Origin of the sequence: Solimonas aquatica (genome assembly GCF_900111015.1) — a bacterium.
Taxonomy (GTDB): domain Bacteria; phylum Pseudomonadota; class Gammaproteobacteria; order Nevskiales; family Nevskiaceae; genus Solimonas; species Solimonas aquatica.
The window spans coordinates 132,502-155,560 of sequence record NZ_FOFS01000009.1; the positions used below are offsets into that span (position 1 = coordinate 132,502).

The window sequence follows — 23,059 nt, forward strand, 5'->3', positions numbered from 1 at the left end:
TCGTCACTGAGATCATGAACACCGACATCCCCCAGCCTTACACGCCTGCGCCGGATCTGCTGCGCGGCCGTCGCATTCTCATCACCGGGGCCGGCGACGGTCTGGGCCGCGCCACCGCCATCGCCTGCGCACAGCACGGCGCCACCGTGGTGCTGCTCGGCCGCACCGTGAAGAAGCTGGAAGCGGTGTACGACGAAATCGAGAAGATCGGCGGCCCCGCGCCCGCGATCTATCCGCTGCATCTCGGCGGCGCCAGCTGGACCGATTACTTCGAACTCGCTTCCACCCTGGAGCGTGAACTCGGCGGCCTCGATGGCCTGCTGCACTGCGCCGCACACTTCAAGAATTTTTCGCCGCTCTACGACATCGAGCCCAAGGACTGGATCGAAGGTCTGCAAGTGAATCTCACCGCGGCCTTTTCACTCACGCGACACTGCCTGCCGCTGCTCACGCAGTCCGCCGATGCGTCCATCGTGTTCGTGAGTGATCGCCAGGGCCATGAACCGCGCGCCTTCGGCGGCATCTATGCGATCAGCAAGGCCGGCGTCGAACACATGGCCGCGATCTGGGCGCAGGAACTGGCCACGCATCCCAGGCTGCGCGTCAATCGCTACACGCCGCCGCCGATGCGCACCGCGATCCGCCTCAAGGGCTATTCCGGCGAGCTGCCGGAGCAGGTGCCGCCGCCGGAACAGGCGGTATCACCCCTGCTCTGGTTGCTGGGTCCGGACAGCCAGGGCCACAGCGGCGGAGCGTACTGAGATCGTCAATATGCAACCTCAAGGTTGCATATTGGACTCGATGCTGGCATAAACAGGCAGCCAGGAGACTGCCTATGAACGCCGATCGCATCGAAAAAAGAATCCTGCTTGACGCCCCGCTGGAACGTGTCTGGCGCGCCATCAGCGAAGCCAGCCAGTTCGGCAGCTGGTTCGGCATGGCGGTGGAAGGCGAGTTCGTGGCCGGCACGACCGTTGTCGGCCGCATCCAGCCCACCACGGTGGACGCGCACGTGGCAGAACTGCAGCGCCCGCATGCCGGCCTCGCCTTCAGCCTGCAGATCGTCAGCGTGGAACCCATGCGCCTGTTCGCCTTCCGCTGGCATCCGCATGCAGTGAATCCGCAGCAGGATTACTCCCGGGAGCCGACCACACTGGTGCGCTTCGAGCTGGCGCCGCAGGCCGACGGCGTACTACTCACCATCACCGAATCGGGATTCGAGCAGATTCCGCTGGCGCGGCGCGCACAGGCCTTCACCGCCAACGATGGCGGCTGGCGCGAGCAGCTGCGCATGATCGAAAAATATCTGGCCTTGCCGCAGTCCTGAGCGTGCCGACCGCCAAGCCTCGCAAGGCCCCCCCCGCCGATGCCGCGCCAGTCTTTGCGGCGCTGGGCGATGCCACGCGACTGCGCATCGTCACGCGCCTGTGTCGCGAGGGGCCCCTGGCCATGGTGCAGCTGCAGGACGATCACGAAGTCTCCCGCCAGGCGGTGGCCAAGCATCTGTGTGCCCTGGAGCAGGCGGGCCTGCTGCGCAGCGAGCGGGTTGGTCGTGAGCGCATCTGGGCCTTGCAGGCACAAAGGCTCACGCAGGCACGTCTGTACCTGGACCAGATCTCCGAGCAATGGGATCAGGCCCTGTCGCGTCTGCGCGATTTCGTGGAGCGCTGAGAGGCTCAGCTCGTCGCGCAGCCCGCCGGCTTGTGCACGCGCGTGGTCGATGCCGGATGGCGCTGCAGCTTCTCTGCCGGTCTGCGCGGCCGCACCACGAGTTCACCGCCGCAGTTCGGGCAGCGGTTCTGCAGGCGCGTCTCGGCACAGTCCGCGCAGAAGGTGCATTCGAAGGAACAGATCCGCGCCTGCGTGGAATCCGGCGGCAGATCGGTGTCGCAGCACTCACAGCTGGGACGCAGTTCGAGCATGAGTTTTCTCCGTAGGGCCAGGCACCGCAGCAAGCAAGGATCAGGCTGAGACGCGGCGCCGGCCCTTGAAGCCGCTTTGTGAAGCCGCGCTGCGCGCGCCGCCTCAGCTCTCAGGTCTTGCGTGATGCTTTCCTGAAGCTAGCGCGGCGCCCCGCGCCTGGGTTTTGGCTTGGGCTTGCCACGCGCGCCCGTCTGGCGCGCCTGGTTGGAAGGCTGATCCTGCCACTTCGCCCGCGCCTTGCGCCGCTCTGCGGGCTCGGCACGCTCGTCGGCAGGGCGCGGACGGCGCGGCCCGGCCTGTTCACCGCGCGCCGGCGGCTTGCCGCGACGCTCCTTCTTCTCGGCAAGGCCGACTTCTTCCTCACTGAGCTTCACCGCCACCAGCAGCGCTGCGATTTCCTGCGCCGTGGCTTCGCGCGCAGTGCCGGACTTCATGCCGCGCCCCAGTTCGATGGGACCGTAGCGCAGGCGGATCAGGCGGCTCACCTGCAGGTCCTGCGATTCGATCAGGCGCCGCACCAGGCGGTTGCGGCCCTCGCGCACGCTGACGTGATACCACTGATTGGCGCCCTCGCCGTCCTCGCTCTCGCTGGGCTCGACGCGCTCGAAACGCGCCAGGCCATCGTCCAGCTGCACGCCTTGTCGCCAGCGCGCGATCACCTCCTCATCGACCGTGCCGAGAATGCGTGCGGCGTACAGGCGCGGCACTTCGAAGGAAGGATGCGTGAGACGACGCGCCAGCTCGCCATGATTGGTGAACAGCAGCAGGCCCGAGGTGTTGATGTCCAGACGACCCACCGCGATCCAGCGGCCGGTGTCGAGTTCCGGCAGCTTGCGGAACACGGTGCGGCGACCTTCGGGGTCGTCGCGCGTGACCAGTTCGCCGACGCGCTTCTTGTAGACCAGCACGCGCAGCGGCGCGGTCTTGCGCTGCAGGGTGATGCTCTTGCCATCGACGCGGACGTGGTCCTCGTGATCGATCTTCTGGCCCAGCTCCGCCGGCCGGCCGTTGACCATCACCCGGCCCTCGGCAATCAGACGTTCGATCTCGCGACGCGAGGCCACGCCTGCGGTGGCCAGCATTTTTTGAATTCTTTCACTCATGGCACGTCCTCCCGACGTTCCCACGCTATGCGCTTTCCTCGGCGACAACCGCACGAGGAAATCCTGGAGAGTTTGCGAGCACTGGCAAGCGCTCCCTCACCCCGATCCTCTCGCCCACGTGCGTGGAAGAGAGGGAACAAAAAGCCGCGCTTCCTGGCGAGCCGCCAGACCTCGGACATCGCGCCTTGAAACCCGTCCCCTCGCCCCTCCTCAGAGGGGAGAGGGCCGGGGTGAGAGGTTCGGCGCCCGCCGAACACACATCCCCAAAAAACTTCAGTGCAGCGTCGGCGCCTCCGGCGTCTCGCCGCCTTCGCCTTCATTCGCAGGCTCGCCATCGGCCGGTGCATCGGTCTGCGCATCGGCTTCCGCGGCTTCCGGCGGCGCCGACAGCGCGCTGGTCTCATGCAGCTGCTCACCCAGACGCGCGAGCGCTGCCTCCAGCTGCTGCGGGTCCTTGATCTCCGGGAGGCTGGGCAGATCGTCCAGGGTGCGCAGCGAGAGATCATCCAGCAGCTGCTGCGTGGTGCCGAACAGCGAGGGGCGGCCCGGCACTTCCTTGACGCCCACTTCGCGGATCCAGCCGCGATCCAGCAGGGTGCGGATGATGTTGGGCGACATGGCCACGCCGCGCACTTCCTCGATCTCGCCGCGGGTGATCGGCTGGCGATAGCAGATCAGGGCCAGGGTTTCGAGCAGGGCGCGTGACAGGCGCGGCGGCTTCTCCTGGTACAGACGCGCGATCCACTCGGCGTATTCGGTCTTGACCTGGATGCGCCAGCCGCTGGCCACTTCCTTGAGCTCCGCCGCGCGCGGCGCGAGGTCCTGGGCCAGGCGCTCCAGCGCCTCACGGATATCCTTCTTGGTCACGCCCAGCTCATTGCCGAGCATGCGGTGCAGCTGCTCCAGGGGCAGCGGCTGCTCGGAGGCCAGCAGCAGGGCTTCGAGGATGCGTTCCAGCTGCGCGGTGCGCTCGTCGCTGCCGCTCTGCACTTCCAGCAGCGGCGGCTGTTCCGGGCTCTGCCCGGGGCTCTGCTCTTCGTTGTCGTTCATGTCTCGTCATCCACGCTGTCCACCACCAGATCGTCCGCCGACACGATCTCGCCGGGCTTGGCCGCAGCCACGGTGATGGCGGCAAACGGTTCGGGCTGCTCGATGCGCAGCAGCGCCGAGCGCGCCAGTTCCAGAATCGCCAGGAAGCACACCACCACACCCAGGCGGCCTTCCTGGGGATCGACCAGGTCCAGCAGCCGCGCCGGTCCGGCCTGCACGCGCGAGAGGATGTGCGACATGCGCTCGCGCACGCTCAAGGGCTCGCGCGAGACCTCGTGATGGCGGAACAGCGAGGCGCGCTCCATCACATCGCGAAACGCCAGCACCAGCTCGCGCAGCTTGGGCATGGGCAGCGCGCCCACCGTGGGCACCACTTCCGGCCGCGCCTGCGCGACGAACACCTCGCGGCCCACGCGCGGCAGCTTCTCGATGTTCTCGCCGGCGGTCTTGAAGCGCTCGTATTCCTGCAGACGCCGCACCAGTTCCATGCGCGGATCGCCCTGCTCGGCCGCGTCTTCCGGCGGCGGACGCGGCAGCAGGATGCGCGACTTGATCTCGGCCAGCAGCGCCGCCATCACCAGATATTCGGCCGCCAGTTCGAGCTTCATGTCCTGCATCAGCTCGATGTACTGGATGTACTGCTGGGTGATCTTCAGCACCGGAATATCGACGATGTCGATGTTCTGCTTGCGGATCAGATACAGCAGCAGGTCCAGCGGACCTTCGAAGGCTTCGAGAAACACCTCCATCGCATCCGGCGGGATGTAGAGGTCTTCCGGCAGCTTGTCCAGACGCTGGCCGTGCACCTTGGGCAGGCGCAGCGCGGCCTCGGCCGGCGCTGCGCCCTCCTCGCTCACTGCCTGCGTCTCTTCGCTCATCGGGCGGCCTTATTCGGGAATGAAGCCCAGGGCTTCATGCACCTGCTGGAGCGTGGCATCGGCCTTGGCCGAGGCGCGCGCGGCGCCTTCGCGCAGCACACGGCGCAGGCCCTCGGTGTCCTCACGGATCTCGTGGTAGCGCTTCTGCACCGGCTCCAGGCAGGCGATCACGGCATCGGCGCAGGCCTGCTTGAACTTGCCGTAGCCCTGGCCGTTGTACTGCGCGGCGATGCTGTCGAAAGACTCGCCGGTGCAGGCCGCGAGAATCGACATCAGGTTCGACACGCCCGGCTTCTCCGCGATGTCGAAGCGCACCTCGTTGCCCATGTCGGTGACCGCACGCTTGAGCTTGCGGGCGATGACCTCGGGCGGATCGAGCAGGTACACGGCATTGGTCGGCGCATCGTCCGACTTGCTCATCTTCTTGGTCGGTTCCTGCAGGCCCATGATGCGCGCGCCCACCGGCGGAATCATCGGCTCGGGCACCGTGAACACCGGATTTTCCGGCGTGCCGTAGAGATGGTTGAAGCGCTGCGCGACATCGCGGGTGAGTTCCAGATGCTGCTTCTGGTCATCGCCCACCGGCACCTGCCTGGCCTGGTAGAGCAGGATGTCGGCGGCCATCAGCACCGGATAGTCGAACAGGCCGGCGTTGATGTTGTCGGTGTTCTTGGCGCTCTTGTCCTTGAACTGGGTCATGCGCTCCAGCTCGCCCATCATCGTGTAGCAGTTGAGCACCCAGGACAGACGCGGATGCGCCGGCACATGGCTCTGCACGAACAGGGTGTTCTGCGCCGGGTCCAGGCCGCAGGCGATGTACAGCGCCAGGAATTCATAGCTGCGCTCGCGCAGCGTGGCCGGGTCCTGGCGCGCGGTGATCGCGTGCAGGTCCACCAGCATGTAGTAGCACTCGTACTGCGCCGACAAGGGCACCCAGTTCTTCAGCGCGCCCAGGTAATTGCCGAGCGTGAGACGGCCGGAAGGCTGGATACCGGAGAGAACCACAGGCTTGCTGACAGACACGGATAAAGACTCTTTCAGGAACCGGAGAGAAGCATGCCGCCCGAGGCAATGCCGAGCGCGGAAAACAGCGAGTATTCGGCAATCGACAGCGGCCAGAACATGAGCTTGCCGAGCAGGCCGGTGGCCATCAGCACCACCAGAATCACCATGCCATAGGGCTCGATGCGCGAAAACCGATAAGCCAGGCGCGCCGGCAACAGGCCCGTGAGCACGCGACCGCCGTCCAGCGGCGGCAGCGGAATCAGGTTCAGCACCATCAGCACCAGATTGATCAGGATGCCGGACACCGCCATGTAGCGCAGCCCCATCCACAGTCCTTCGTCGGCGCCCTGCTCCAGCGACACGCGCAGCAGGATGCCCCAGGCGATGGCCATCAGCGCATTGGACGCCGGGCCGGCGGCGGCGACGAGGGCCATGTCGCGACGCGGATGCTTGAGATTGCGGTAGTCCACGGGCACCGGCTTGGCCCAGCCGAACAGGAAGCCGCCCAGAATCAGCAGCACCAGCGGCACCACCACCGTGCCGACGAGATCGATGTGGCGCAGCGGATTGAGGCTCAGGCGGCCCATCATCTGCGCGGTGCGATCGCCCAGGGCGCGCGCCGCATAGCCATGCGCGGCCTCGTGCACGGTGATGGCGAAGATTACGGGCAGGGCCCAGACGGCGATTTTCTGGACCAGGGTCATTTCGATAGGCATCCGCCGATTATACCCGGCCGGCGGCGGCGACCGACCCGCGCGCTACAGGCCCAGCGCGCTCAGATCACCCTTGCCCTCGCGCAGCACCCGCACACCGTCCTCGCTCAGATCCAGCACGGTGGTGGGCGTGGTGCCGCAGGGCCCGCAGTCGAGCACGATGTCCACCTCGCGATCCAGGCGCTGGCGGTGTTCCTCCGGCTCGTTGACCGGCTCCGCTTCGTCGGGGAACTGCAGGGTGCAGGAGATCAGCGGCTCGCCCAGGGTCTCCAGCAGGGCCTGCGCCACCACATGCTCGGGGATGCGGATGCCGATGGTCTTGCGCTTTTCGTGGGCCACGCGCCGCGGCAGTTCCTTGGTCGCGGCCAGGATGAAGGTGTAGGCACCGGGCGTGAGCTGCTTGAGCAGGCGGAACTGGCGGTTGTCCACGCGCGCGTAGCTGGCGATCTCGGACAGATCGCGGCAGACCAGCGTGAACTGATGGTGGCGATCGAAGTCACGGATACGGCGGATGCGGTCGGCCGCGTCGCGGTCGTCCAGATGGCAACCCAGGGCGTAGCAGGAATCGGTGGGATAGGCGATCACCGCGCCCTCGCGCAGCCGCTGCGCCACCTGGCCCAGCAGGCGCTTCTGCGGATTGACGGGATGCAGACTGATCCACTCGGCCACGGCCGGCCTCGCTTGCGCAGGAAAATGTGAAGGCGCGGATTCTACGCCAGGGGCCTTACAATAGGGCGATGAATAAGATTCTCGACCTTGCACCTGCCGTGTTGTTTCTGGGCGTCTACGCCGCCTACGGGATTTATGCCGCGACGGCGGCCCTGATCATCGCCATGTTCGCGCTGGTGGCCTGGTACTGGTTCTCCGAAAAGCGTCTGCACAAGGCGCACTTCATCACCGCGCTGGTGGCGCTGGTGCTGGGCGGCCTGACCATCTACGTGCACGACGCCAGCTTCATCAAGCTCAAGCCCACCGTGGTCTACGCGGTGTTTGCCCTCGCCCTGCTCGGCAGCCATTTCATCGGCGACAAGGTGCTGCTGGCACGCCTGCCGCAGAACGCCATCAGCCTGCCTGACGCGGTGTGGCGCAAGGTCAATTTCGCCTGGGCGCTGTTCTTCATCGGCTGCGCCGTGCTCAATCTTTATGTGGCCTTCAACTTCTCCGAAGCGGTGTGGGTGAAGTTCAAGGTGTTCGGCTTCACGGTGCTGATGTTCGTCTTCCTGCTGGCGCATGCACCGTTTCTGAAGCGCTACCTGCCGCAGGAATAAAACCATGCTCTACGCCATTCTCGGTCACGATGCGCCCGGCAGCCTCGCGCAGCGACGCGCGACCCGCCCGGCGCATGTCGCGCGCCTGACGCTGCTGCAGGAACAGGGCCGCCTGCTGCTCGCCGGTCCGCGCCCGGCCATCGACGCAGCCGATCCCGGCGAAGCCGGCTTCAGCGGCAGCCTGGTGGTGGCGGAGTTCCCCGATCTGGCCAGCGCCCGCGCCTGGGCGCAGGATGATCCTTACGTGCACGCCGGCGTTTACACCAGCGTGGACGTCTATCCCTTCGTGAAGACGCTGCCGGCATGAGCCGCATCGCACGCATGCGTGAGCTGCTCGGCGCGGCGCTGGCGCCGGAAAGCCTCGAGATCGAGGACGACAGCCATCTGCACGCCGGGCATGCCGGCGCGCGCGGCGGTGCCGGACATTACCGCCTGCTGATCGTCTCGACCCGGTTTGAAAAGCTGGCGCTGCTGGCGCGACATCGCGCGGTATACGCGGCGCTCGCCGCGATGATGCCGGCCGAGATTCATGCCTTGTCGATCCGCGCGCTCACGCCCGACGAAGCCGCCCGCAGCTCTTGAAGCGACACGTTTCCCGCTTCACTGCAGCCTGGCTGCTGCTGGCCAGCACGTCACTGCCGGCTTTCGGGCTGCCGGATCGCACGCAGATCGATGGCTGGCTGGCCAAGCTCGGCGGCAACGATGACGAAGCGCAGACCCAGCATGGCGTGGACTGGGGCCTGTTGCCGGGACCGTTCTACACGCCGGAGACCAATGCCGGTCTGGGCATGGTGCTGGTGGGGCTTTACCGCCCCGATGCGCAGGACAGCAGCGCGCCCTTGTCCTCGCTTTCGCTCACCGGCTTCGCCAGCGTCAGCGGCGCCTTCGGCTTCACGCTCGACAACTACAGCTTCTTCGCCGGCGACCGCTGGCGTCTGTTCGTGAACGGCGAAGGACAGAATCTGCCGACCGAATACTGGGGCATCGGCTACAAGGCCGGCGAGGCTGACCGTTCCTTTGGCTACACCGCGCAGGCCATCGAGCTGCATCCGCAGCTGCTGCGACGCGTCGCCAATGCCAGCTGGGCGGGCCTGGGCTGGGAGCTGGCCCAGATGCACGCCAGCCGCCTGCAGCACGGCGCTGCCAACCCGATCCTCGACACCCGCGAGGGACCGAACGTGTTCTCCTCCGGGGCCAGCCTGCATCTGCTGCACGACACGCGCGACTTCATTCCCAATCCCGCGCGCGGCCAGGTCTGGAGCCTGGACCTGAGCGAGTACGCGCCCCTGCTGGGCAGCGACACGCACTATCGCGATCTGCGCCTGCACTACGGTCACTACCAGCGCCTGGACGAGCGCGACATCCTCGCCTTCGAAGTGCACGGTGAACTCAGCGGCGGCGAGGTGCCCTGGAGCCAGCTGCCCTCGCTGGGCGACACCCAGCGCATGCGCGGCTACTACGCCGGCCGCTATCGCGATCACGACGCTCTCAGCACCCAGCTGGAATGGCGACATGAGCTGGTCTGGCGGCACGGCATGACGCTGTGGGCCGGCGCCGGCACCCTGGCACCGGAGCCGGATCAACTCGGCCAGCATTGGCTGCCCAGCGCCGGCGCCGGTTATCGCTTCGAATTCAAGCCGCGCATGAACGTGCGCCTGGATTACGGCATCGGCCGCGACAGCAGCGGTTTTTACTTCCAGGTGGGCGAAGCGTTCTGAATTTTTCCATGCGCGGCCCGGTGTGATCGCCACCGGGCCGCGCGCGCCTCATCGCTTGAGTCTTAGATGATTCAGCGGGACAGCGCCTGCGCCGGCACCCAGCCGCTGTGACCGGCGCCGTCCACCACGTAATACCAGCTGCCCTCGTTATTGCTCAGCGGGCGACTGGCCTGCACCGCGCTGCCGGCGGGCAGGACCAGCTGCGTCTGGCTGGCCGCGCGCGGCTGCACCTTGAGCGGCGTGTCGGCGGCAAGAGACTGCCCGGCGGCGCTGGGCGCTGCGATGGGCGCACTCGGCACCGACGGCGCCGCCGCGGGGACCGGAGACGGTGCAGCCGGAGGGGCTTGCACCGGCGGCGCGGCAATTGCACCGCTGCCGGCAGGCGGCGGGGGGCTGTAAGCCGTGGCCGCACGGCGCGCACCCGGCTCCTGGCCGAATTCAAAGACCACGCCCAGGCTGAGCAGGCCGATGGACTTGTCCCCGACCAGATCCTTACCACCAATCAAGCTTTCATACTCCGCGCGCAGACCAAACCATTCGGCAGGCTTCCACTGCAGGCCGATACCCACCGACGCACCATTGGAGGTTTCTTCGGCATCTCCCCCGTAAATGGTTTGCGCGAACTTGTCCTCGATCCTGGCTTTGCCGCTGAAGAAGGAAGCCCTGAGCCAGACCCCGGAACCCAGCGGACTCAATTCCGCGAAATAGCCGGCGCCTACGGTGTAGCCCTTGAAGCCCATTCGCACCTGATCAAGCCCCTGGATGTCTGCCTTGCCGGCATCCAGATAGCTGGCCTCGACAAAAATCGGCGCGGGCGAGAAGCGATAACCCGCGAACACCTTGCCGCCGAAGGTGCCATCCACATCGCTGTACTGGGGGCGCTCCACATAAGCGCCCGCTGCGCCCACATAAGCCCCTGCAGCCCAGGCCCAGGCCGGACAGCAGCCAAGCACTGCCGCGGCAATCGCCGTTCTGATTCTCATCGGATCCCCATTTTTGGATTTGAACTTGCTGTTGTGGCGCGCCCTCAACCGCCCCCTGGGCCACCACAGTCAGCATGCTAGCGCAGATATCGCGCGCCGCAGACGAGTCCGGCAGGAACCACTGCCGGCTCTGCGATGCAGTTCACTGCCGATGCGAAAACTTCAGGATTTGCCCGCCTCGCCTGCCACTGCCGCATCGCGCCTGGGCGCCGGCAGCGTCACGCCCTCGCGGCGCAGGACTTCCTCGATGGCGAAACGCAGCTCGCTGGCCACCGCGCCCTTGATGCCGCCGTCGAACAGCACGGCGCCGAGCTCGAATTGCAGACCCGTGGCATTGATGTCGATCAGCTGCACCGCAGGGCCGGAGACGCCGGGCACGCGCTTGTCGCCGATCACCGCCTCGTGCCCACGCAGCACGTCCAGCAGCAGCGCCTGCACCTTGCGGGCATCGTTGCCGTGCGCGACGGTGAGCGTGAAGCTGAGCTTGCCCAGCCGGCTGCGCAGATCGCGGTTGCGCACGTGATTGGAGAGCAGATCGGAATTGGGCACGATCACGGTTTCGAACTCGCCGGTCTCGATCTCGGTGGCGCGGATGCGGATCTTGCGCACCACGCCCTGCGTCGCGCCCACCTGAATCGTGTCGCCGCTGCGGATCGGCCGCTCGAACAGAAGAATCAGGCCCGAGACGAAATTGCTGACGATGTTCTGCAGGCCGAAACCAATGCCCACCGACAGCGCGCCGGCGACGATGGCCAGCTTGCTCAGGTCCACACCCGCCGTGGACAAGCCCACCACCACCGCCATCACGAAGGTGACGTAACCGAACAGCGTGGCCACCGCATCGCGGGTGCTGGCCTCGATGCCGGCGCGCACCAGCCAGTCGCGTTCCAGGCGCCGCGTCAGCCAGCGCGTGAGCGTGAACAGCACGGCGAACAGGGTGACGCCGATCAGGAGCTTGCCCAGCACCAGCCGCACGCCGCCGATCGGCACGCCGGTGGAGAACAGCGCGCGGCCCAGGCGCTCGCCCTCGTCGTGCAGACCCCAGATATGCAGCACCAGATAAACCGCGGCGGTCCATAGCAGGAAATTGAAAGCCACCAGCAGCCACAGCAGCTCGCTCAGGCGCTTGCCGGCAGCCACGCCCAGGGCAGCACGCAGGCGCTGCTGCCAGGCGTAGCGGCCATCATTGAGTGTGCGGCGCAGGATCTGCAGCGCCCAGGTCGCCAGCGCGGTGAGCACCACCGTGGCCGCCGTCCATAGCAGCGGCTGCTGCCCCAGATAGACCAGCACCGGACTGTCGGCACGCAACATGTCTTATCCGCCTTTGAGCAGCTGCTGCAGCTGCGTGTAATCGATGATGGCCACGCCCAGCTTTTCGGCCTTGGCGAGCTTGGAGCCGGCCTCGCTGCCGGCGAGCAGATAATCGGTTTTCTTCGACACCGAGCCGGAAACCTTGCCGCCGCCGGCTTCGATCTCGGCACTGGCCGCATCGCGGCTCACCGGCAGCGTACCGGTGATGACGAAGGTCTTGCCCAGCAAGGGTCCGCTGGCTTCCCGGCGCTCGATCTGCGGCCAGTGCACACCGGCCTCGCGCAGCGCGCTCACCACCTCCAGGTTACGCGGCTCGGTGAAGAAGTGCGCGACATGCGCCGCCACCACCGCGCCCACGTCCGGCACCTCGCGCAGGCGCGGGCAGCGCTCCTTGTCCTTCTCGGCATGCGCGGTCGGCGCATCCTGTTCGCAGGCGGCGATCAGCGCCTCCAGGCTGCCGAAGTGCCGGGCCAGATCCCGCGCCGTGGCCTCGCCGACATCGGGGATGCCCAACGCATAGAGAAAACGCTCCAGCGTGCTGCGCTTGCTGCGTTCGATGGCTTCGACCACATTGCGCGCCGACTTCTCGCCCATGCGCTCCAGCGCCGCGAGCCGCGCTTCCTCCAGGCGATAGATATCGGCCACGTTCTTGATCTGCTCCAGATCGATCAGCTGCGCCAGCAGCTTCTCGCCCAGGCCTTCGATGTCCATGGCGCGACGCGAGACGAAGTGCAGCAGCGCGCCATGCAGCTGCGCGCGGCAGGACAGGCCGTTGCTGCAGCGAGCCACCACCTCGCCTTCCTCGCGCTGCACCTGGCCGCCGCAGACCGGGCAGCTTTCGGGCAGCACGATTTTCTGCGCCTGCGCAGGCCGCTGCGCCAGCACCACTTCCTTGACCTCGGGAATCACATCGCCGGCGCGACGCACGATCACGGTGTCGCCGATGCGGATGTCCTTGCGCTCGATCTCGTCGATGTTGTGCAGCGTGGCATTGGAGACATGCGCGCCGCCCACGAACACCGTGCGCAGGCGCGCGGTGGGCGTCAGCGCGCCGGTGCGGCCGACCTGGAAGTCCACCGCTTCCAGCACGGTCTGCGCTTCCTCGGCGGGAAACTTGTGCGCGATGGCCCAGCGCGGCGCGCGCGCCACCGAGCCCAGCTCTTCGCGACCGGCGAGATCGTCGAGCTTGTAGACCACACCGTCGATATCGAAGGGCAGCTGCGCGCGGCGTGCCTGCATGCCCTGGTAGTACTGCCAGCAGCCTTCGACGCCGCGCACGGTTTCGATCAGATCGGAAACCGGCAAACCCCAGTCGCGCAGCTGCGCCAGCACTTTCGTGTGCGTGGCCGGCGCGCGCCAGTGTTCGCTATAGCCCACCGCGTAGGCATAGAAGGCCAGCGGTCGCTGCGCGGTGATGCGCGAATCCAGCTGGCGCAGGCTGCCGGCGGCGGCATTGCGCGGGTTGACGTAGAGCTTTTCGCCGCGCGCGGCGGCCTGCTCGTTCATGCGCGCGAAACCGGCGTGCGGCAGATACACCTCGCCACGCAGTTCGATCAGCGGCGGCGCGCTGCCACGCAGGCGCAGAGGAATGCCGCCGATGGTACGCAGGTTGTCGCTGATATCCTCGCCGGTTTCGCCGTCGCCACGCGTGGCGCCCTGCTTGAACACGCCGTGCTCGTAGATCAGCGACACCGCCAGGCCATCGAGCTTGGGCTCGGCGACATAAGTCAGCTCATCACGGCCCAGGGCTTCGCGGGCGCGGCGATCGAAGTCGCGCAGCTCGTCCTCGCTGAAGGCATTGTTCAGCGACTGCATGGGCAGACGGTGCTTGAGCGGCGCGAATTCCTTCAGCGGCGGCGCGCCGACACGCTGCGTCGGCGAGTCGGCCGTCAGCAGCTCGGGATGCGCGGCTTCCAGCGCCTGCAGTTCGCGCAGCAGCGCGTCGTACTCGGCGTCGCTGATGCTCGGCGCATCGAGCACGTAATAACGATGATTGTGTTCTTGCAGCTGCCGGCGCAGCTCGGCGGCGCGCTCGCGCTGCCCGGGCGTGGCGCCGCTCATGCGCGATCAGCCCAGGCCGTTGCGCTTGGCCCAGGCCTCGACTTCGGCGGCCAGCACGCGCTGCGCGTCGGCGGTGAAGACCTGCTTGCCGGCATCGAAGACTTCGGCATTGAGCGCCTGCGCCAGCGCGCGCGCGGTGTCGGCCATGTCCTGCAGCACCTTGCGCGGCGCGACGCTGGTCGGCAGCAGCGCGAACACCGAGAGGCCCCGCGTGGAGAAACCGGCCTGCTCGGCCGGGTCCAGGGTGCCGGGCTTGATCAGGCTGGCCACCGAGAACACCACCTGCTCGCCATCGAGACGGTGATAGATCTTGCGCTCGCCGTACTGCAGGCCCTGCGCGACCAGCGCCGCATGCAGCTGCACGCCGGGAATCGGCGCGCCGCTGCGCTCGGCGATCAGCAGGGTGAGAATTTTCTCTTCGATGACTTTCTTGGGCGCATCAAGCGTGGGCTCGCTGCGCTGCGGGGCCTGCGCGGCCTCGCTCTGGCCGAGTTCGGGCGCGGTGCGCTTGCGCGGACGGCCGACGCCGAACTCATCGAACTCGCTCTTGCTCTTGCTCTCGAACAGGTCGGCCTGATCCTGGGCCGGCAGTTTCACCGCAGGCCGGCCGCCCGAAGCGCCCGGCGGCGCCCAGTCCTTGGGCAGACGGTTACCGCTGCGGCTGGTGAGATAGATGGCCACCACCGCCGCCGCGCCCAACACCAGCAGCGCCCATTGCAACGCGCTCATGTCTTGTTCTCGCCCTGAGTCGTCATTTCCACGGCCTGTGCAATATCCACACTGACCATCCGCGACACGCCCGGTTCCTGCATGGTCACGCCGTGCAGCTGGCTGGCCAGTTCCATGGTGATTTTGTTGTGCGTGATGATAATGAACTGTACGTTCTGCGACATCTCGCGCACCACCTCGCAGAAGCGCCCGACGTTGGCATCGTCCAGCGGCGCGTCCACCTCGTCCATCAGGCAGAAGGGCGCGGGATTGAGCTGGAACAGGGCCAGCAGCAGTGCCGCCGCGGTCATCGCCTTCTCACCGCCCGAGAGCAGGTGGATGGTGGAATTGCGCTTGCCGGGCGGACGCGCCATCACCCGCACGCCGGTCTCCAGCAGGTTTTCGTCGGTGAGTTCCAGATAGGCCTCGCCGCCGCCGAACAGCTTGGGGAAGCGGTCGCGGAACACCGCGTCCACCTTGTCGAAGGTCTGGCGGAACAGCTCCTTGGTTTCGGCGTCGATCTTGCGGATCGCCTCTTCCAGGGTCTCCAGCGCGCCGTGCAGGTCGGCGTGCTGATCGCCCAGGTACTTCTCGCGAACCTGCGCTTCTTCCAGTTCCTGGATGGCAGCCAGATTGATGGCACCCAGGCGCTCGATGCGGCGCAGGATCGAAGCCAGCTTTTCCTCCCAGTCCGCCAGCACCGCGTCCTCGGCGAGATTGGCGAACAAGGCCTCGCGCTCGAAGCCGGTTTCGGCGATCTGCTCGTCCAGGCTTTCGCGATGCGCGCGCAGGCTTTCGAATTCCAGACGCGCCTGCTGCAGTTTCTCCAGGGCCGCGTCCTTGCGCTGCTCGGCGGCGTGCGCGGCATCGATGGTGGCCCGCAGCGCCTGTTCGACGGCTTCGCTGGCCTCGCGCAGCGCGCGCAGACCTTCGCGCGCCAGCGTCACCTGCGCGCGGGCTTCCTCCACCTTCTGCGCCTGATCCACCAGCGGCGCGTCCAGCTCGGCGGCCTTTTCCTGCTCGGCGTTCTGGCGTTCCAGCAGGTTCTCGCGGTTCACCGCCAGATCCTGCAGCGACTGCTCCAGGGCCGCCTGCGCGCTGCGGCGGCTGGCGTGATTGACCTGCAGCTGACTGCGCGCCTGCTGCGCCTGCTGCAGGCCCAGGCGTGCGCGGCCGACCAGATCGCGCTTGCGCTGCAGGCTCTGCTGCATATCGGCGCGGCGCTGACGCAGCTCGGCGGCGATCTGCTCCAGTGACAGCAGGCGCGTGCGCGATTCTTCCAGCTCTTGCGCCTGCTGCTCGCGGGCGATGCGCAGGGATTCGATGTCCTGGGCAAGATTGTTGGCGCGGGACTGGGTCTGCTCCAGGCGCACGGCCTGGGCCTGACGGAAGGCCAGCTTCTGCGCCTGACGATGGCGCAGCTGATCGAACTTGGAGGACAGCTCGCGGCGTTCCTGCTCCATGGCCTGGGTACGGCCGCGCAGCTCGCCGAGCACGCGCTCGCGCTCCAGCACCTCGGCCTGCTGCTGCTCGACCTGCAGCTTGAGCTGCTTGAGCAGCTGGCCACGTGCAATCACGCCGCCCTGATCGCTGCCCTGGCGCGGATAACGCAGCCAGTGCCTGCCGCGCCAGTAGCCCTGTGCGGTGATCACCGACTCGCCTTCGTTCAGGCTCGCCGCCAGACGATCGGCCTCGGCGGTATCGGCAGCGGTGTGGATGCCCGAAAGCCAGTCCAGCACCGCGCGCGGACCGCTGAGCTTGGCGGCCAGGCCGCGGCCGCCCTGCGCCTGCTGCTCGTCCAGCAGCGCGATGCCGGCCTTGGGGATGTTGCCGATGCGCGCCGCGCGCTCGTCCAGGGCGCTGACCAGCGGTGCCTGCAGCAGACCTTCCAGCACCTGCTCCACGGCCGCTTCCCAGCCGCTTTCCACCTGCAGCGCCGAAGCCAGACGCGGCGCCTCGGCCAGCTGCTGCTCGCGCAGCCATTGATTGAGTTCGGCGTCGTCCTGACGCAGCGCCGCCTGCTGCAGGGTTTCCAGCGAGGCCATGCGGCCGCGCGCGGACTGCAGCGACTGCCGCGTCTCGTGCAGCGCGGTGTCGGCGGCGGTGCGCTGATCGCGCAGCTGCGTGAGTTCCTGATCCATGGCCTGCAGGCGCTCTTCGGCGCTGGCCAGTTCCAGCGTCAGGCCTTCCAGCTCCAGATCGGCTTCCTGCAGGCTGGCCTGGATCGGCGCGAGATTGAGCGCCGCATACTCGCCTTCCAGACGCTTGAGGCGCTCCTCGGCCTGGAAGCGCGCGCGTTCCAGCTGCTGCACGCGCACGCGCTCGGCCTCGGTCTGGGTCAGCGGCGTTTCGGCGTCCTGCACGAAGCCGTCCCAGCGCCGCTGCTCGGCCTGGGCATCATCCTCGGCCTCGATCAGCGCCGACTGCGCGGCTTCTTCCTGCTCGCTGGCGGTCTGCACCTGCTGTTCCAGCTCGGCGAGCTGGCGTGTGGCCTCGATCAGGCGCTGCTGCTCGCGCTGCTCGCGCGCCTGCAGCTCGGCGAGCTGGCGCGCGATCTGATCCAGCTCGCGGACTTTCAGCTGCCGGAGTTCGCGGGCGTGCTGCAGGCCTTGCTCCTGACGCGCCAGCACGGCCTCGGTCTCGTAGACCTTGCCCTGCTCCTCATTGAGCTTCTGCGCCTGCACGCGCTGCTCGATCTCGGCGGCGACGCGGGCATTGCCGGTTTCGCTCACCGCGCGCCGCGCCGTTTCCAGCTCGGCTTCCAGCTCGACGATGCTGCTTTCGTGGCTGCGGCTCTGGGTTTCGAACTGGCGCACCTTCAGCGCCAGGATCTCCGCGCGCAGCTGGCGCTCCTGGCCCTTGAAGTCCTTGTACTTCTCGGCATTGGCGGCCTGCTTGGCCAGCACTTCCAGACGCTGCTGGATCTCCGAACGCAGATCGTTCAGGCGCGACAGGTTCTCGCGGGTCTGCTTGATGCGCGACTCGGTCTCGCGGCGACGGTCCTTGTACTTGGAAATGCCGGCGGCCTCTTCCAGCCACTGGCGCAGCTCCTCGGGCTTGGCCTCGATCATGCGCGAGACCATGCCCTGCTCGATGATCGCGTACTGGTTCTTGCCGCCCAGGCCGGTGCCGAGGAACAAGTCCGTGACATCGCGCTTCAGGCACTTGCGGCTGTTGAGGTAGTACTGCGAGTTGCCGTCGCGGGTCAGCTCGCGGCGCACCGAGATTTCCGCGTACGCGGCAAACGGGCCGGTGATCTGGCCGTCGGAGTTGTCGAACAGCAGCTCCACGGAAGCGCGACCCACCGGCTTGCGGGTCTTGGAGCCGTTGAAGATCACGTCCTCCATATCGGCCGAACGCAGGTTCTTCATGCTGGTTTCGCCCAGCACCCAGCGTACCGCGTCGATGATGTTGGACTTGCCGCAGCCATTGGGGCCGACGATGCCGGTGAGATTGGTCGGCAGCGGCAGATGACTGGGGTCCACAAAGGACTTGAAGCCGGCGAGTTTGATTCCGGACAGGCGCATGGACGGTGTGCGTGGCTCTCCGGCGCTGAGCTAAGGCCGGCTTGTTCAAATTTGTGAAGCGCGAAGTGTACTGGATTGCAGCCGGCGCGCGGCATGGCCGGACCGGGCGACGCCCACGGCATGGCAAAATAGGCAAAACCCTAGGAACGCCTCATGTCCACGCAGCCCAGCAAGAACCTGGAAACCTTCCCCAATCCGAACCCGGACCGCGATTACGTGATCCGCATGCGCATGCCGGAGTTCACCTGCCTGTGCCCGAAGACCGGCCAGCCGGACTTCGCCACGCTCTACCTGGAGTACGTGCCGGAAGCACTGTGCGTGGAGCTCAAGTCCCTGAAGCTGTACCTGTGGAGCTTCCGCAACGAAGGCGCCTTCCACGAGGCGGTGACCAACCGCATCCTGGGCGATCTGGCCGGCCTGATCAGCCCGCGCTTCATGCGCCTGACCGCCGACTGGTATGTGCGCGGCGGCATCTACACCCATGTGGTCAGCGAGCACCGCGCGCCGGGCTGGCAGCCGAAGTTCGATCCGCCCGTGGTGCTGCCGCCGGCGCGCTGGGAAGGCTTCCAGGGGCACTGACCGCGTCGACCGACGCCCGGGCGCCGGATCAGAACAGCTTGCCCGGATTCATCATCTGCCCGGGATCCAGCGCCGCTGCGGCGGCGCGGAGCAGGCGCAGGCCGAATTCGTCGCCGCCGGGCGCTGGCGCCTGCTGATGGGAAAGGCTGCCACCATGGGCATGAGTCGCCTCGGCCGTGGCGAGCCTGAGTCGCTGCCATAACGCGAGGTCCGCCTCGCGCTCGGCCTGCAGCGGCCAGACCAGGCTGGTGCAGAGACTGCAGCCCTGACGGCCGACCTGCGACAGATGGGTGCAGACATGGACGCGCTCGCCCATCGCAGCCAGCGCCTCCCGCGCCGCACGCTCCACGGCGCGCATCAGACCGGTGGCGGCAGGCCAGTTGACGGTGCTTGCCACACAGTCGGCGGCGTAGCCCTGCTCCCAGAGCGCGTTGCGCAGCAGCGGGCTGCGGAAGCGGTTCTTGCGCCAGGACTGGCCGATCAGCTTGCCCACATGCACGCCCTGCCAGCGCTTGGCCAGGGCCAGGGCTTCACGGCGCATGCGGCGCACGCCGGCCAGCGAGCCGCTGGCGCCGAACAGCATCATGCACTGCCCGCCGCCGACGCCGCGCATGCCCAGATAGCGCTGCAGCCATTTGATGCTTTGCGCATGGCCGGAGCGGCGCATCCGGGTTTCGGTTTCCAGTTCATTGGACAGGCGCAGCATCGACAAGGGCAGCTCGGCCTGCGCGATGCTGCGCGCCGCCTCCAGGGCGTTCTCCCAGTCCGGAAAGAACACCGCGTGAAAGTCTTCATGCTCGGGCAGCCCGCGGATGCGCACGCTGACTTCCGTCAGCAGACCCAGCCGCCCTTGCGAGCCCAGCAGCAGCTCGCGCAGATCCGGTCCGCTGCCAGCGGCCGGTGTGCCACCGAAGCTCAGCTCGCCGCCGGGCGTGATCAGCCGCCCGCCTTCGAACAGCTGCCCGATCGACCCGTAGCGGAGCGACTGCTGCCCCGAGGCGCGCGTCATCACCCAGCCGCCCAGCGTGGAATGGCGATACGACTGCGGGAAATGTCCCAGCAGCGCGCGATAGCCGCGCAGCTGCGCTTCGATCTGCGGCCCCGGCGTGCCGGCGCCGAAACGCGCGAGCTGCGCGCGTTCATCGATGCCCAGCAGACGGTTCATGCGCGCCAGGGAAATATTCAGCACCGGGCGTTCGCCACGCGGCACCTGCAGCTGGCCGGCGACACTGGTGCCGCCGCCGTAGGCAATCACGATGGCGCCCAGCCGCCCGGCTTCCGCCAGCGCTTCCGCGGTCTCTTCGTGCGTGCCGGGCAGCGCCACCGCCTCCGCCAGCGGGCCTGGATCGCCGCTGCGCAGCGCCAGGTAGTCGGCAAAGCTCTGGCCGCGCGCGTGGCGCAGGCGCAGTTCGGAATCCTGGGAAAATCGCGTGGAGGTGGGCAATCGCGGCGGCGGTACGGCGGCAAGCGCCTGTGCCAGGCTCAGATCTTCGCGCGGCCGGCCCGGGCCGATGTGCTCGCGCAGAAAGGCCAGAAGCTCGGCCCCGAGTTCTTCGCGGTCTTCCTCATCACCCCAGCCGTTCCAGCGCCGCATCGCCACCTCGCGCGAAAGCGCGCGAGTATAGGCAGGCACATAAGACGAAGCGGTGACGGCCACCGCGAAGGTGGCCACGGCCCGCCGCGCTTCAGGCGGCGCGCGCCTGAGCGAAGTGTTCCTGGGCGCTCAGCTGCTGCAGCGTTTCCAGCGTCACCCAGGGCAGGCCGCCCAGGCGGCCCTTGAGCACGCGCGTGGGCGCCCCGGGCTCACCCAGGCAGCTCACCACCAGCGCGGCCTCGGAGAAATCCTGTTCCAGGGTATCGCTGTTGACGGTGACGACAGCAGCGAGACCAGCGGCGGCGGCGGCTTCAAGACCCATTTCCGAGTCCTCCAGCGCCACGCATTCGTGCGGCTGCAGATTCAGGCGGCGCATGGCCAGACGATACAGGTCCGGCGCCGGCTTCTTGTTGGCCACTTCTTCGCCGCTGGCGATGACTTCCACCTCGGCGGCCAGCTCCGGGCCCATGCTGTAGCGCAGCACCGGCTTGAGCGTCTTGAGACTGGCATTGGTGACGATGGCCAGGCGCACGCCTTTCTGGCGTGCCTCGCGCATCAGGCGCGCGATACCGGGGCGCAGCGGAACGCGGCCACGGCGCATGGAGCGCTTGAAGAACTGGGATTTGAGCGTGTGCACCTTGGCAACCCAGGCATCGAGGTCACGCTGCGCCTCTTCGGCTTCAGGACCGAGATCAGGCTGATAGTGCTGCACGAAGTACTTGAGGCGCTCGCGTCCGCCCGGCAACTTCAGCAGGCGGCGATAGAGCTTGGGGCCCCAGCGGAAAGCCAGCCCCAGACTGCGGAAGGCCCGGTTGTAGGAAGGCCGATGCCCGAGCGCTTCGGTATCGGCCAAAGTACCATCGACGTCGAAGAGAACCGCGCGCAGACTCATGACATCCAAGACGGCCGGGCTTGTCGCCACGACCGCTGTACCTCCACATACGCTGACCATTGACGCTGCATCGTTTTCAAGAGCTTATCCTTGCGAATTAATGTAGCACGCAGGCCCTGTGCCGGCGACCGCTCTGGCACCCGCCGCATGACCTTCGACACCCATGATCGCTACCGCTGAGACGACGCCCGCGCCGAGACCCTATCGCGGGCGCTTTGCGCCGACGCCCAGCGGCCTCTTGCATCTGGGTTCGCTGTACACGGCACTGGCCAGCTATCTGGACGCACGCTGCGCCGGTGGCCGCTGGCTGCTGCGCATCGACGATCTCGATGTGCAGCGCTGTCAGCCGGGGATGGCGGATTCGATCTTGCGGCAGCTGGAGCAACATGGTCTGGAATGGGACGAGGCGCCTCGATACCAGTCACGTTACCGCGAGCTCTATGAAGCAAGGCTGAAGCAGCTTCGCGAAAACGCAGAGGTATATGCCTGCGACTGCAGCCGCTCGGATCAGGCCAGTCGCCTGCGTATCGCTCTGGATGGTCCGGTGTACGACGGCCGATGCCGCGAGCGCGGACTGCGCGAAGCGCAGCATGCGCTGCGTCTGCGCACACCGGAGGGCTCGCTGAGCTTCGAGGATGCGATCCAGGGCCGGGTGACACGTGAGATCGGCGCGGACATTGGCGACTTCGTGCTGCGCCGCCGCGACGGCATCATCGGCTATCACCTGGCCTGCGCCGTGGACGAAGCCGAACAAGGCATCAGCCACGTGGTGCGCGGCGCGGACCTGCTGGGCTCCAGCTTCTGCCAGTTGCTGCTGATGCAGACCTTGGGCATCAGGCCGCCGTCCTACGCGCATCTGCCGGTGCTGCAGGATGCGCGGCAGGCCAAGCTCTCCAAGCAGAATCATGCACCGGCCATCCAGGCCCTGCAGGCTGCCGACAATCTCTGGCGCTGCCTGCAGCTGCTGCAGCAAAACCCACCCGAAGATCTGCGGGGTGCCGCACCTGCCCCATTGCTGAACTGGGCCGTTGCCCACTGGCGCCTGTCGCGGATTACCGCAAGACAGGCGCTGACGCTAGAGACCCCGGCCTAGTTCTGGCATCATGCCGCTTAATTTCCGCATTGCAGCATGAGCTGAAAAATCAGATTCTTATGAGCGACGTCCGGATCATCAAGAAGTACCCCAACCGCCGGCTGTATGACACCCACATCAGCCGCTACATCACGGTCGAGGAAATTCGCCAGCTGGTGATCAAGGACATCAAGTTCCGCGTCGAAGACAAGCGCACGCACGAAGACATCACGCGCAGCATTTTGCTGCAGGTGATTGCCGAGCAGGAGGAAGGCGGCAATCCCATTTTCACCACCGAACTGCTCGAATTCATCATCCGCTACTACGGCGATCCGATGCAGAGCAGCATCGGTCGCTATCTGGAGCTGTCGGCACGCCTGTTCCAGCAGCAACAGGGGCATTTCACCGAGCAATTGCGCCAGATGCTCGGCCAGGCGCAGCAGCCGTTGTCGGTACTCAAGGAACTGGCCGACCGCCAGGTGCCGATCTGGCGCTCGGTACGCAAGGAATTCCTGCACAACATCCAGGAGCGCGCACGCGCCATCAAGCGTCGCGCCGGCATCGAAGACGAAGAGCGTAGTAAATCGCCCTCTGATCCCATGCCCTGAGCGGCAACCGGGCAGATCACGCTTCGAAAGCCTGCGGCTTCGGCGCCCGCTCGGCGCGGAACTCAA

24 protein-coding genes are annotated in these 23,059 nt (G+C 67.0%); 10 read left to right on the forward strand and 14 right to left on the reverse strand.

The window, feature by feature from the left end:
- The first annotated feature begins 14 nt into the window (after window positions 1-14).
- From BMY12_RS12300 to BMY12_RS12310, 3 genes are all read left to right on the forward strand, one after another.
- Complete coding sequence (locus BMY12_RS12300; protein ID WP_093286561.1) at window positions 15-761, forward strand: SDR family NAD(P)-dependent oxidoreductase; 747 nt, start codon at window positions 15-17, stop codon at window positions 759-761.
- A gap of 74 nt (window positions 762-835) precedes the next feature.
- Entirely contained in the window at window positions 836-1,327 is a 492-nt protein-coding gene (locus BMY12_RS12305; protein ID WP_093286564.1) for an SRPBCC family protein, read from the forward strand.
- 2 nt (window positions 1,328-1,329) lie between these two features.
- Window positions 1,330-1,671 (forward strand): ArsR/SmtB family transcription factor, encoded by a 342-nt coding sequence (locus BMY12_RS12310; RefSeq protein WP_093286567.1) that lies wholly within the window; start codon window positions 1,330-1,332, stop codon window positions 1,669-1,671.
- A 5-nt stretch (window positions 1,672-1,676) separates the two neighbouring features.
- Here BMY12_RS12310 and BMY12_RS12315 read toward each other — a convergent pair whose 3' ends face one another.
- The 7 genes from BMY12_RS12315 to BMY12_RS12345 all read right to left on the reverse strand — a co-directional run bounded on the left by BMY12_RS12315 (window position 1,677) and on the right by BMY12_RS12345 (window position 7,341).
- Window positions 1,677-1,922 carry a DUF1272 domain-containing protein gene (locus BMY12_RS12315; RefSeq protein ID WP_093286570.1) on the reverse strand — a complete coding sequence of 82 codons (246 nt, stop codon included), beginning with the start codon at window positions 1,920-1,922 and terminating at the stop codon, window positions 1,677-1,679.
- 138 nt (window positions 1,923-2,060) lie between these two features.
- The gene (locus tag BMY12_RS12320; RefSeq protein WP_093286572.1) at window positions 2,061-3,026 is read right to left on the reverse strand and encodes a pseudouridine synthase; all 966 of its coding nucleotides are present in this window, start codon (window positions 3,024-3,026) and stop codon (window positions 2,061-2,063) included.
- A 273-nt stretch (window positions 3,027-3,299) separates the two neighbouring features.
- Window positions 3,300-4,076: an SMC-Scp complex subunit ScpB gene (scpB, locus tag BMY12_RS12325; protein WP_093286575.1), complete on the reverse strand. Its 777-nt coding sequence runs from the start codon at window positions 4,074-4,076 to the stop codon at window positions 3,300-3,302.
- Window positions 4,073-4,954 carry a segregation and condensation protein A gene (locus tag BMY12_RS12330; RefSeq protein ID WP_093286578.1) on the reverse strand — a complete coding sequence of 294 codons (882 nt, stop codon included), beginning with the start codon at window positions 4,952-4,954 and terminating at the stop codon, window positions 4,073-4,075. The genes scpB and BMY12_RS12330 overlap by 4 nt, the downstream gene beginning before the upstream one ends.
- Window positions 4,955-4,963: 9 nt before the next feature.
- A complete protein-coding gene (trpS, locus tag BMY12_RS12335) occupies window positions 4,964-5,977 on the reverse strand; it encodes a tryptophan--tRNA ligase (RefSeq protein ID WP_218140178.1) in 1,014 nt (337 codons plus the stop codon).
- 14 nt (window positions 5,978-5,991) lie between these two features.
- Window positions 5,992-6,675: a site-2 protease family protein gene (locus BMY12_RS12340; protein WP_093286581.1), complete on the reverse strand. Its 684-nt coding sequence runs from the start codon at window positions 6,673-6,675 to the stop codon at window positions 5,992-5,994.
- 42 nt (window positions 6,676-6,717) lie between these two features.
- Window positions 6,718-7,341 carry an L-threonylcarbamoyladenylate synthase gene (locus BMY12_RS12345; protein ID WP_093286583.1) on the reverse strand — a complete coding sequence of 208 codons (624 nt, stop codon included), beginning with the start codon at window positions 7,339-7,341 and terminating at the stop codon, window positions 6,718-6,720.
- A 68-nt stretch (window positions 7,342-7,409) separates the two neighbouring features.
- Here BMY12_RS12345 and ispZ point away from each other — a divergent pair, with 68 nt between their 5' ends.
- Genes ispZ through BMY12_RS12365 form a run of 4 tightly spaced genes read left to right on the forward strand, consistent with a single transcriptional unit; the run spans window position 7,410 to window position 9,658 of the window.
- On the forward strand, window positions 7,410-7,940 hold the full coding sequence (ispZ, locus tag BMY12_RS12350) for a septation protein IspZ (protein ID WP_093286586.1): 531 nt from the start codon (window positions 7,410-7,412) through the stop codon (window positions 7,938-7,940).
- Window positions 7,941-7,944: 4 nt separating this feature from the next.
- On the forward strand, window positions 7,945-8,247 hold the full coding sequence (locus tag BMY12_RS12355; protein WP_093286589.1) for a YciI family protein: 303 nt from the start codon (window positions 7,945-7,947) through the stop codon (window positions 8,245-8,247).
- Entirely contained in the window at window positions 8,244-8,522 is a 279-nt protein-coding gene (locus BMY12_RS12360; protein ID WP_093286592.1) for a BolA family protein, read from the forward strand. The genes BMY12_RS12355 and BMY12_RS12360 overlap by 4 nt, the downstream gene beginning before the upstream one ends.
- Window positions 8,519-9,658, forward strand: coding sequence for a BamA/TamA family outer membrane protein (locus tag BMY12_RS12365; protein ID WP_093286595.1), 1,140 nt, complete (start codon window positions 8,519-8,521; stop codon window positions 9,656-9,658). The genes BMY12_RS12360 and BMY12_RS12365 overlap by 4 nt, the downstream gene beginning before the upstream one ends.
- Before the next feature lie 71 nt (window positions 9,659-9,729).
- Here BMY12_RS12365 and BMY12_RS12370 read toward each other — a convergent pair whose 3' ends face one another.
- The 5 genes from BMY12_RS12370 to smc all read right to left on the reverse strand — a co-directional run bounded on the left by BMY12_RS12370 (window position 9,730) and on the right by smc (window position 18,248).
- Entirely contained in the window at window positions 9,730-10,641 is a 912-nt protein-coding gene (locus BMY12_RS12370) for an outer membrane beta-barrel protein (protein WP_093286598.1), read from the reverse strand.
- 162 nt (window positions 10,642-10,803) lie between these two features.
- On the reverse strand, window positions 10,804-11,952 hold the full coding sequence (locus BMY12_RS12375) for a mechanosensitive ion channel family protein (protein WP_093286601.1): 1,149 nt from the start codon (window positions 11,950-11,952) through the stop codon (window positions 10,804-10,806).
- Between the two features lie 3 nt (window positions 11,953-11,955).
- Window positions 11,956-14,013, reverse strand: a complete 2,058-nt coding sequence (gene ligA, locus BMY12_RS12380; protein WP_093286604.1) for an NAD-dependent DNA ligase LigA — start codon at window positions 14,011-14,013, stop codon at window positions 11,956-11,958.
- A 6-nt stretch (window positions 14,014-14,019) separates the two neighbouring features.
- Complete coding sequence (locus BMY12_RS12385; RefSeq protein ID WP_093286606.1) at window positions 14,020-14,742, reverse strand: cell division protein ZipA C-terminal FtsZ-binding domain-containing protein; 723 nt, start codon at window positions 14,740-14,742, stop codon at window positions 14,020-14,022.
- The gene (gene smc / locus BMY12_RS12390; RefSeq protein WP_093286609.1) at window positions 14,739-18,248 is read right to left on the reverse strand and encodes a chromosome segregation protein SMC; all 3,510 of its coding nucleotides are present in this window, start codon (window positions 18,246-18,248) and stop codon (window positions 14,739-14,741) included. Before smc ends, BMY12_RS12385 begins: the two co-directional genes overlap by 4 nt.
- A gap of 153 nt (window positions 18,249-18,401) precedes the next feature.
- On the opposite strand from smc, the gene queF reads away from it, so the two are divergent.
- Complete coding sequence (gene queF / locus BMY12_RS12395; protein WP_093286612.1) at window positions 18,402-18,827, forward strand: preQ(1) synthase; 426 nt, start codon at window positions 18,402-18,404, stop codon at window positions 18,825-18,827.
- A gap of 28 nt (window positions 18,828-18,855) precedes the next feature.
- Here the strand turns inward: queF and BMY12_RS12400 are convergent, their stop codons facing one another.
- Window positions 18,856-20,499 carry an FAD-binding oxidoreductase gene (locus BMY12_RS12400; protein WP_245732480.1) on the reverse strand — a complete coding sequence of 548 codons (1,644 nt, stop codon included), beginning with the start codon at window positions 20,497-20,499 and terminating at the stop codon, window positions 18,856-18,858.
- 13 nt (window positions 20,500-20,512) lie between these two features.
- Window positions 20,513-21,313, reverse strand: a complete 801-nt coding sequence (locus tag BMY12_RS12405) for an HAD-IA family hydrolase (RefSeq protein ID WP_093286614.1) — start codon at window positions 21,311-21,313, stop codon at window positions 20,513-20,515.
- Between the two features lie 163 nt (window positions 21,314-21,476).
- On the opposite strand from BMY12_RS12405, the gene gluQRS reads away from it, so the two are divergent.
- Window positions 21,477-22,406: a tRNA glutamyl-Q(34) synthetase GluQRS gene (gene gluQRS / locus BMY12_RS12410; RefSeq protein WP_093286617.1), complete on the forward strand. Its 930-nt coding sequence runs from the start codon at window positions 21,477-21,479 to the stop codon at window positions 22,404-22,406.
- Between the two features lie 59 nt (window positions 22,407-22,465).
- The gene (phaR, locus tag BMY12_RS12415; protein ID WP_093286620.1) at window positions 22,466-22,993 is read left to right on the forward strand and encodes a polyhydroxyalkanoate synthesis repressor PhaR; all 528 of its coding nucleotides are present in this window, start codon (window positions 22,466-22,468) and stop codon (window positions 22,991-22,993) included.
- The last annotated feature ends 66 nt before the right edge of the window (window positions 22,994-23,059 follow it).

What these genes read in the sequence shown, in the direction of transcription:
- BMY12_RS12300 (WP_093286561.1), top strand. Translation starts at nt 15, where the DNA reads ATGAACACCGACATCCCCCAGCCTTACACGCCTGCGCCGGATCTGCTG.
- BMY12_RS12305 (WP_093286564.1), top strand. Translation starts at nt 836, where the DNA reads ATGAACGCCGATCGCATCGAAAAAAGAATCCTGCTTGACGCCCCGCTG.
- BMY12_RS12315 (WP_093286570.1), bottom strand. Translation starts at nt 1,922, where the DNA reads ATGCTCGAACTGCGTCCCAGCTGTGAGTGCTGCGACACCGATCTGCCG.
- BMY12_RS12320 (WP_093286572.1), bottom strand. Translation starts at nt 3,026, where the DNA reads ATGAGTGAAAGAATTCAAAAAATGCTGGCCACCGCAGGCGTGGCCTCG.
- scpB (WP_093286575.1), bottom strand. Translation starts at nt 4,076, where the DNA reads ATGAACGACAACGAAGAGCAGAGCCCCGGGCAGAGCCCGGAACAGCCG.
- BMY12_RS12330 (WP_093286578.1), bottom strand. Translation starts at nt 4,954, where the DNA reads ATGAGCGAAGAGACGCAGGCAGTGAGCGAGGAGGGCGCAGCGCCGGCC.
- BMY12_RS12340 (WP_093286581.1), bottom strand. Translation starts at nt 6,675, where the DNA reads ATGCCTATCGAAATGACCCTGGTCCAGAAAATCGCCGTCTGGGCCCTG.
- ispZ (WP_093286586.1), top strand. Translation starts at nt 7,410, where the DNA reads ATGAATAAGATTCTCGACCTTGCACCTGCCGTGTTGTTTCTGGGCGTC.
- BMY12_RS12355 (WP_093286589.1), top strand. Translation starts at nt 7,945, where the DNA reads ATGCTCTACGCCATTCTCGGTCACGATGCGCCCGGCAGCCTCGCGCAG.
- BMY12_RS12360 (WP_093286592.1), top strand. Translation starts at nt 8,244, where the DNA reads ATGAGCCGCATCGCACGCATGCGTGAGCTGCTCGGCGCGGCGCTGGCG.
- BMY12_RS12370 (WP_093286598.1), bottom strand. Translation starts at nt 10,641, where the DNA reads ATGAGAATCAGAACGGCGATTGCCGCGGCAGTGCTTGGCTGCTGTCCG.
- BMY12_RS12375 (WP_093286601.1), bottom strand. Translation starts at nt 11,952, where the DNA reads ATGTTGCGTGCCGACAGTCCGGTGCTGGTCTATCTGGGGCAGCAGCCG.
- ligA (WP_093286604.1), bottom strand. Translation starts at nt 14,013, where the DNA reads ATGAGCGGCGCCACGCCCGGGCAGCGCGAGCGCGCCGCCGAGCTGCGC.
- BMY12_RS12385 (WP_093286606.1), bottom strand. Translation starts at nt 14,742, where the DNA reads ATGAGCGCGTTGCAATGGGCGCTGCTGGTGTTGGGCGCGGCGGCGGTG.
- smc (WP_093286609.1), bottom strand. Translation starts at nt 18,248, where the DNA reads ATGCGCCTGTCCGGAATCAAACTCGCCGGCTTCAAGTCCTTTGTGGAC.
- queF (WP_093286612.1), top strand. Translation starts at nt 18,402, where the DNA reads ATGTCCACGCAGCCCAGCAAGAACCTGGAAACCTTCCCCAATCCGAAC.
- BMY12_RS12405 (WP_093286614.1), bottom strand. Translation starts at nt 21,313, where the DNA reads ATGAGTCTGCGCGCGGTTCTCTTCGACGTCGATGGTACTTTGGCCGAT.
- gluQRS (WP_093286617.1), top strand. Translation starts at nt 21,477, where the DNA reads ATGATCGCTACCGCTGAGACGACGCCCGCGCCGAGACCCTATCGCGGG.
- phaR (WP_093286620.1), top strand. Translation starts at nt 22,466, where the DNA reads ATGAGCGACGTCCGGATCATCAAGAAGTACCCCAACCGCCGGCTGTAT.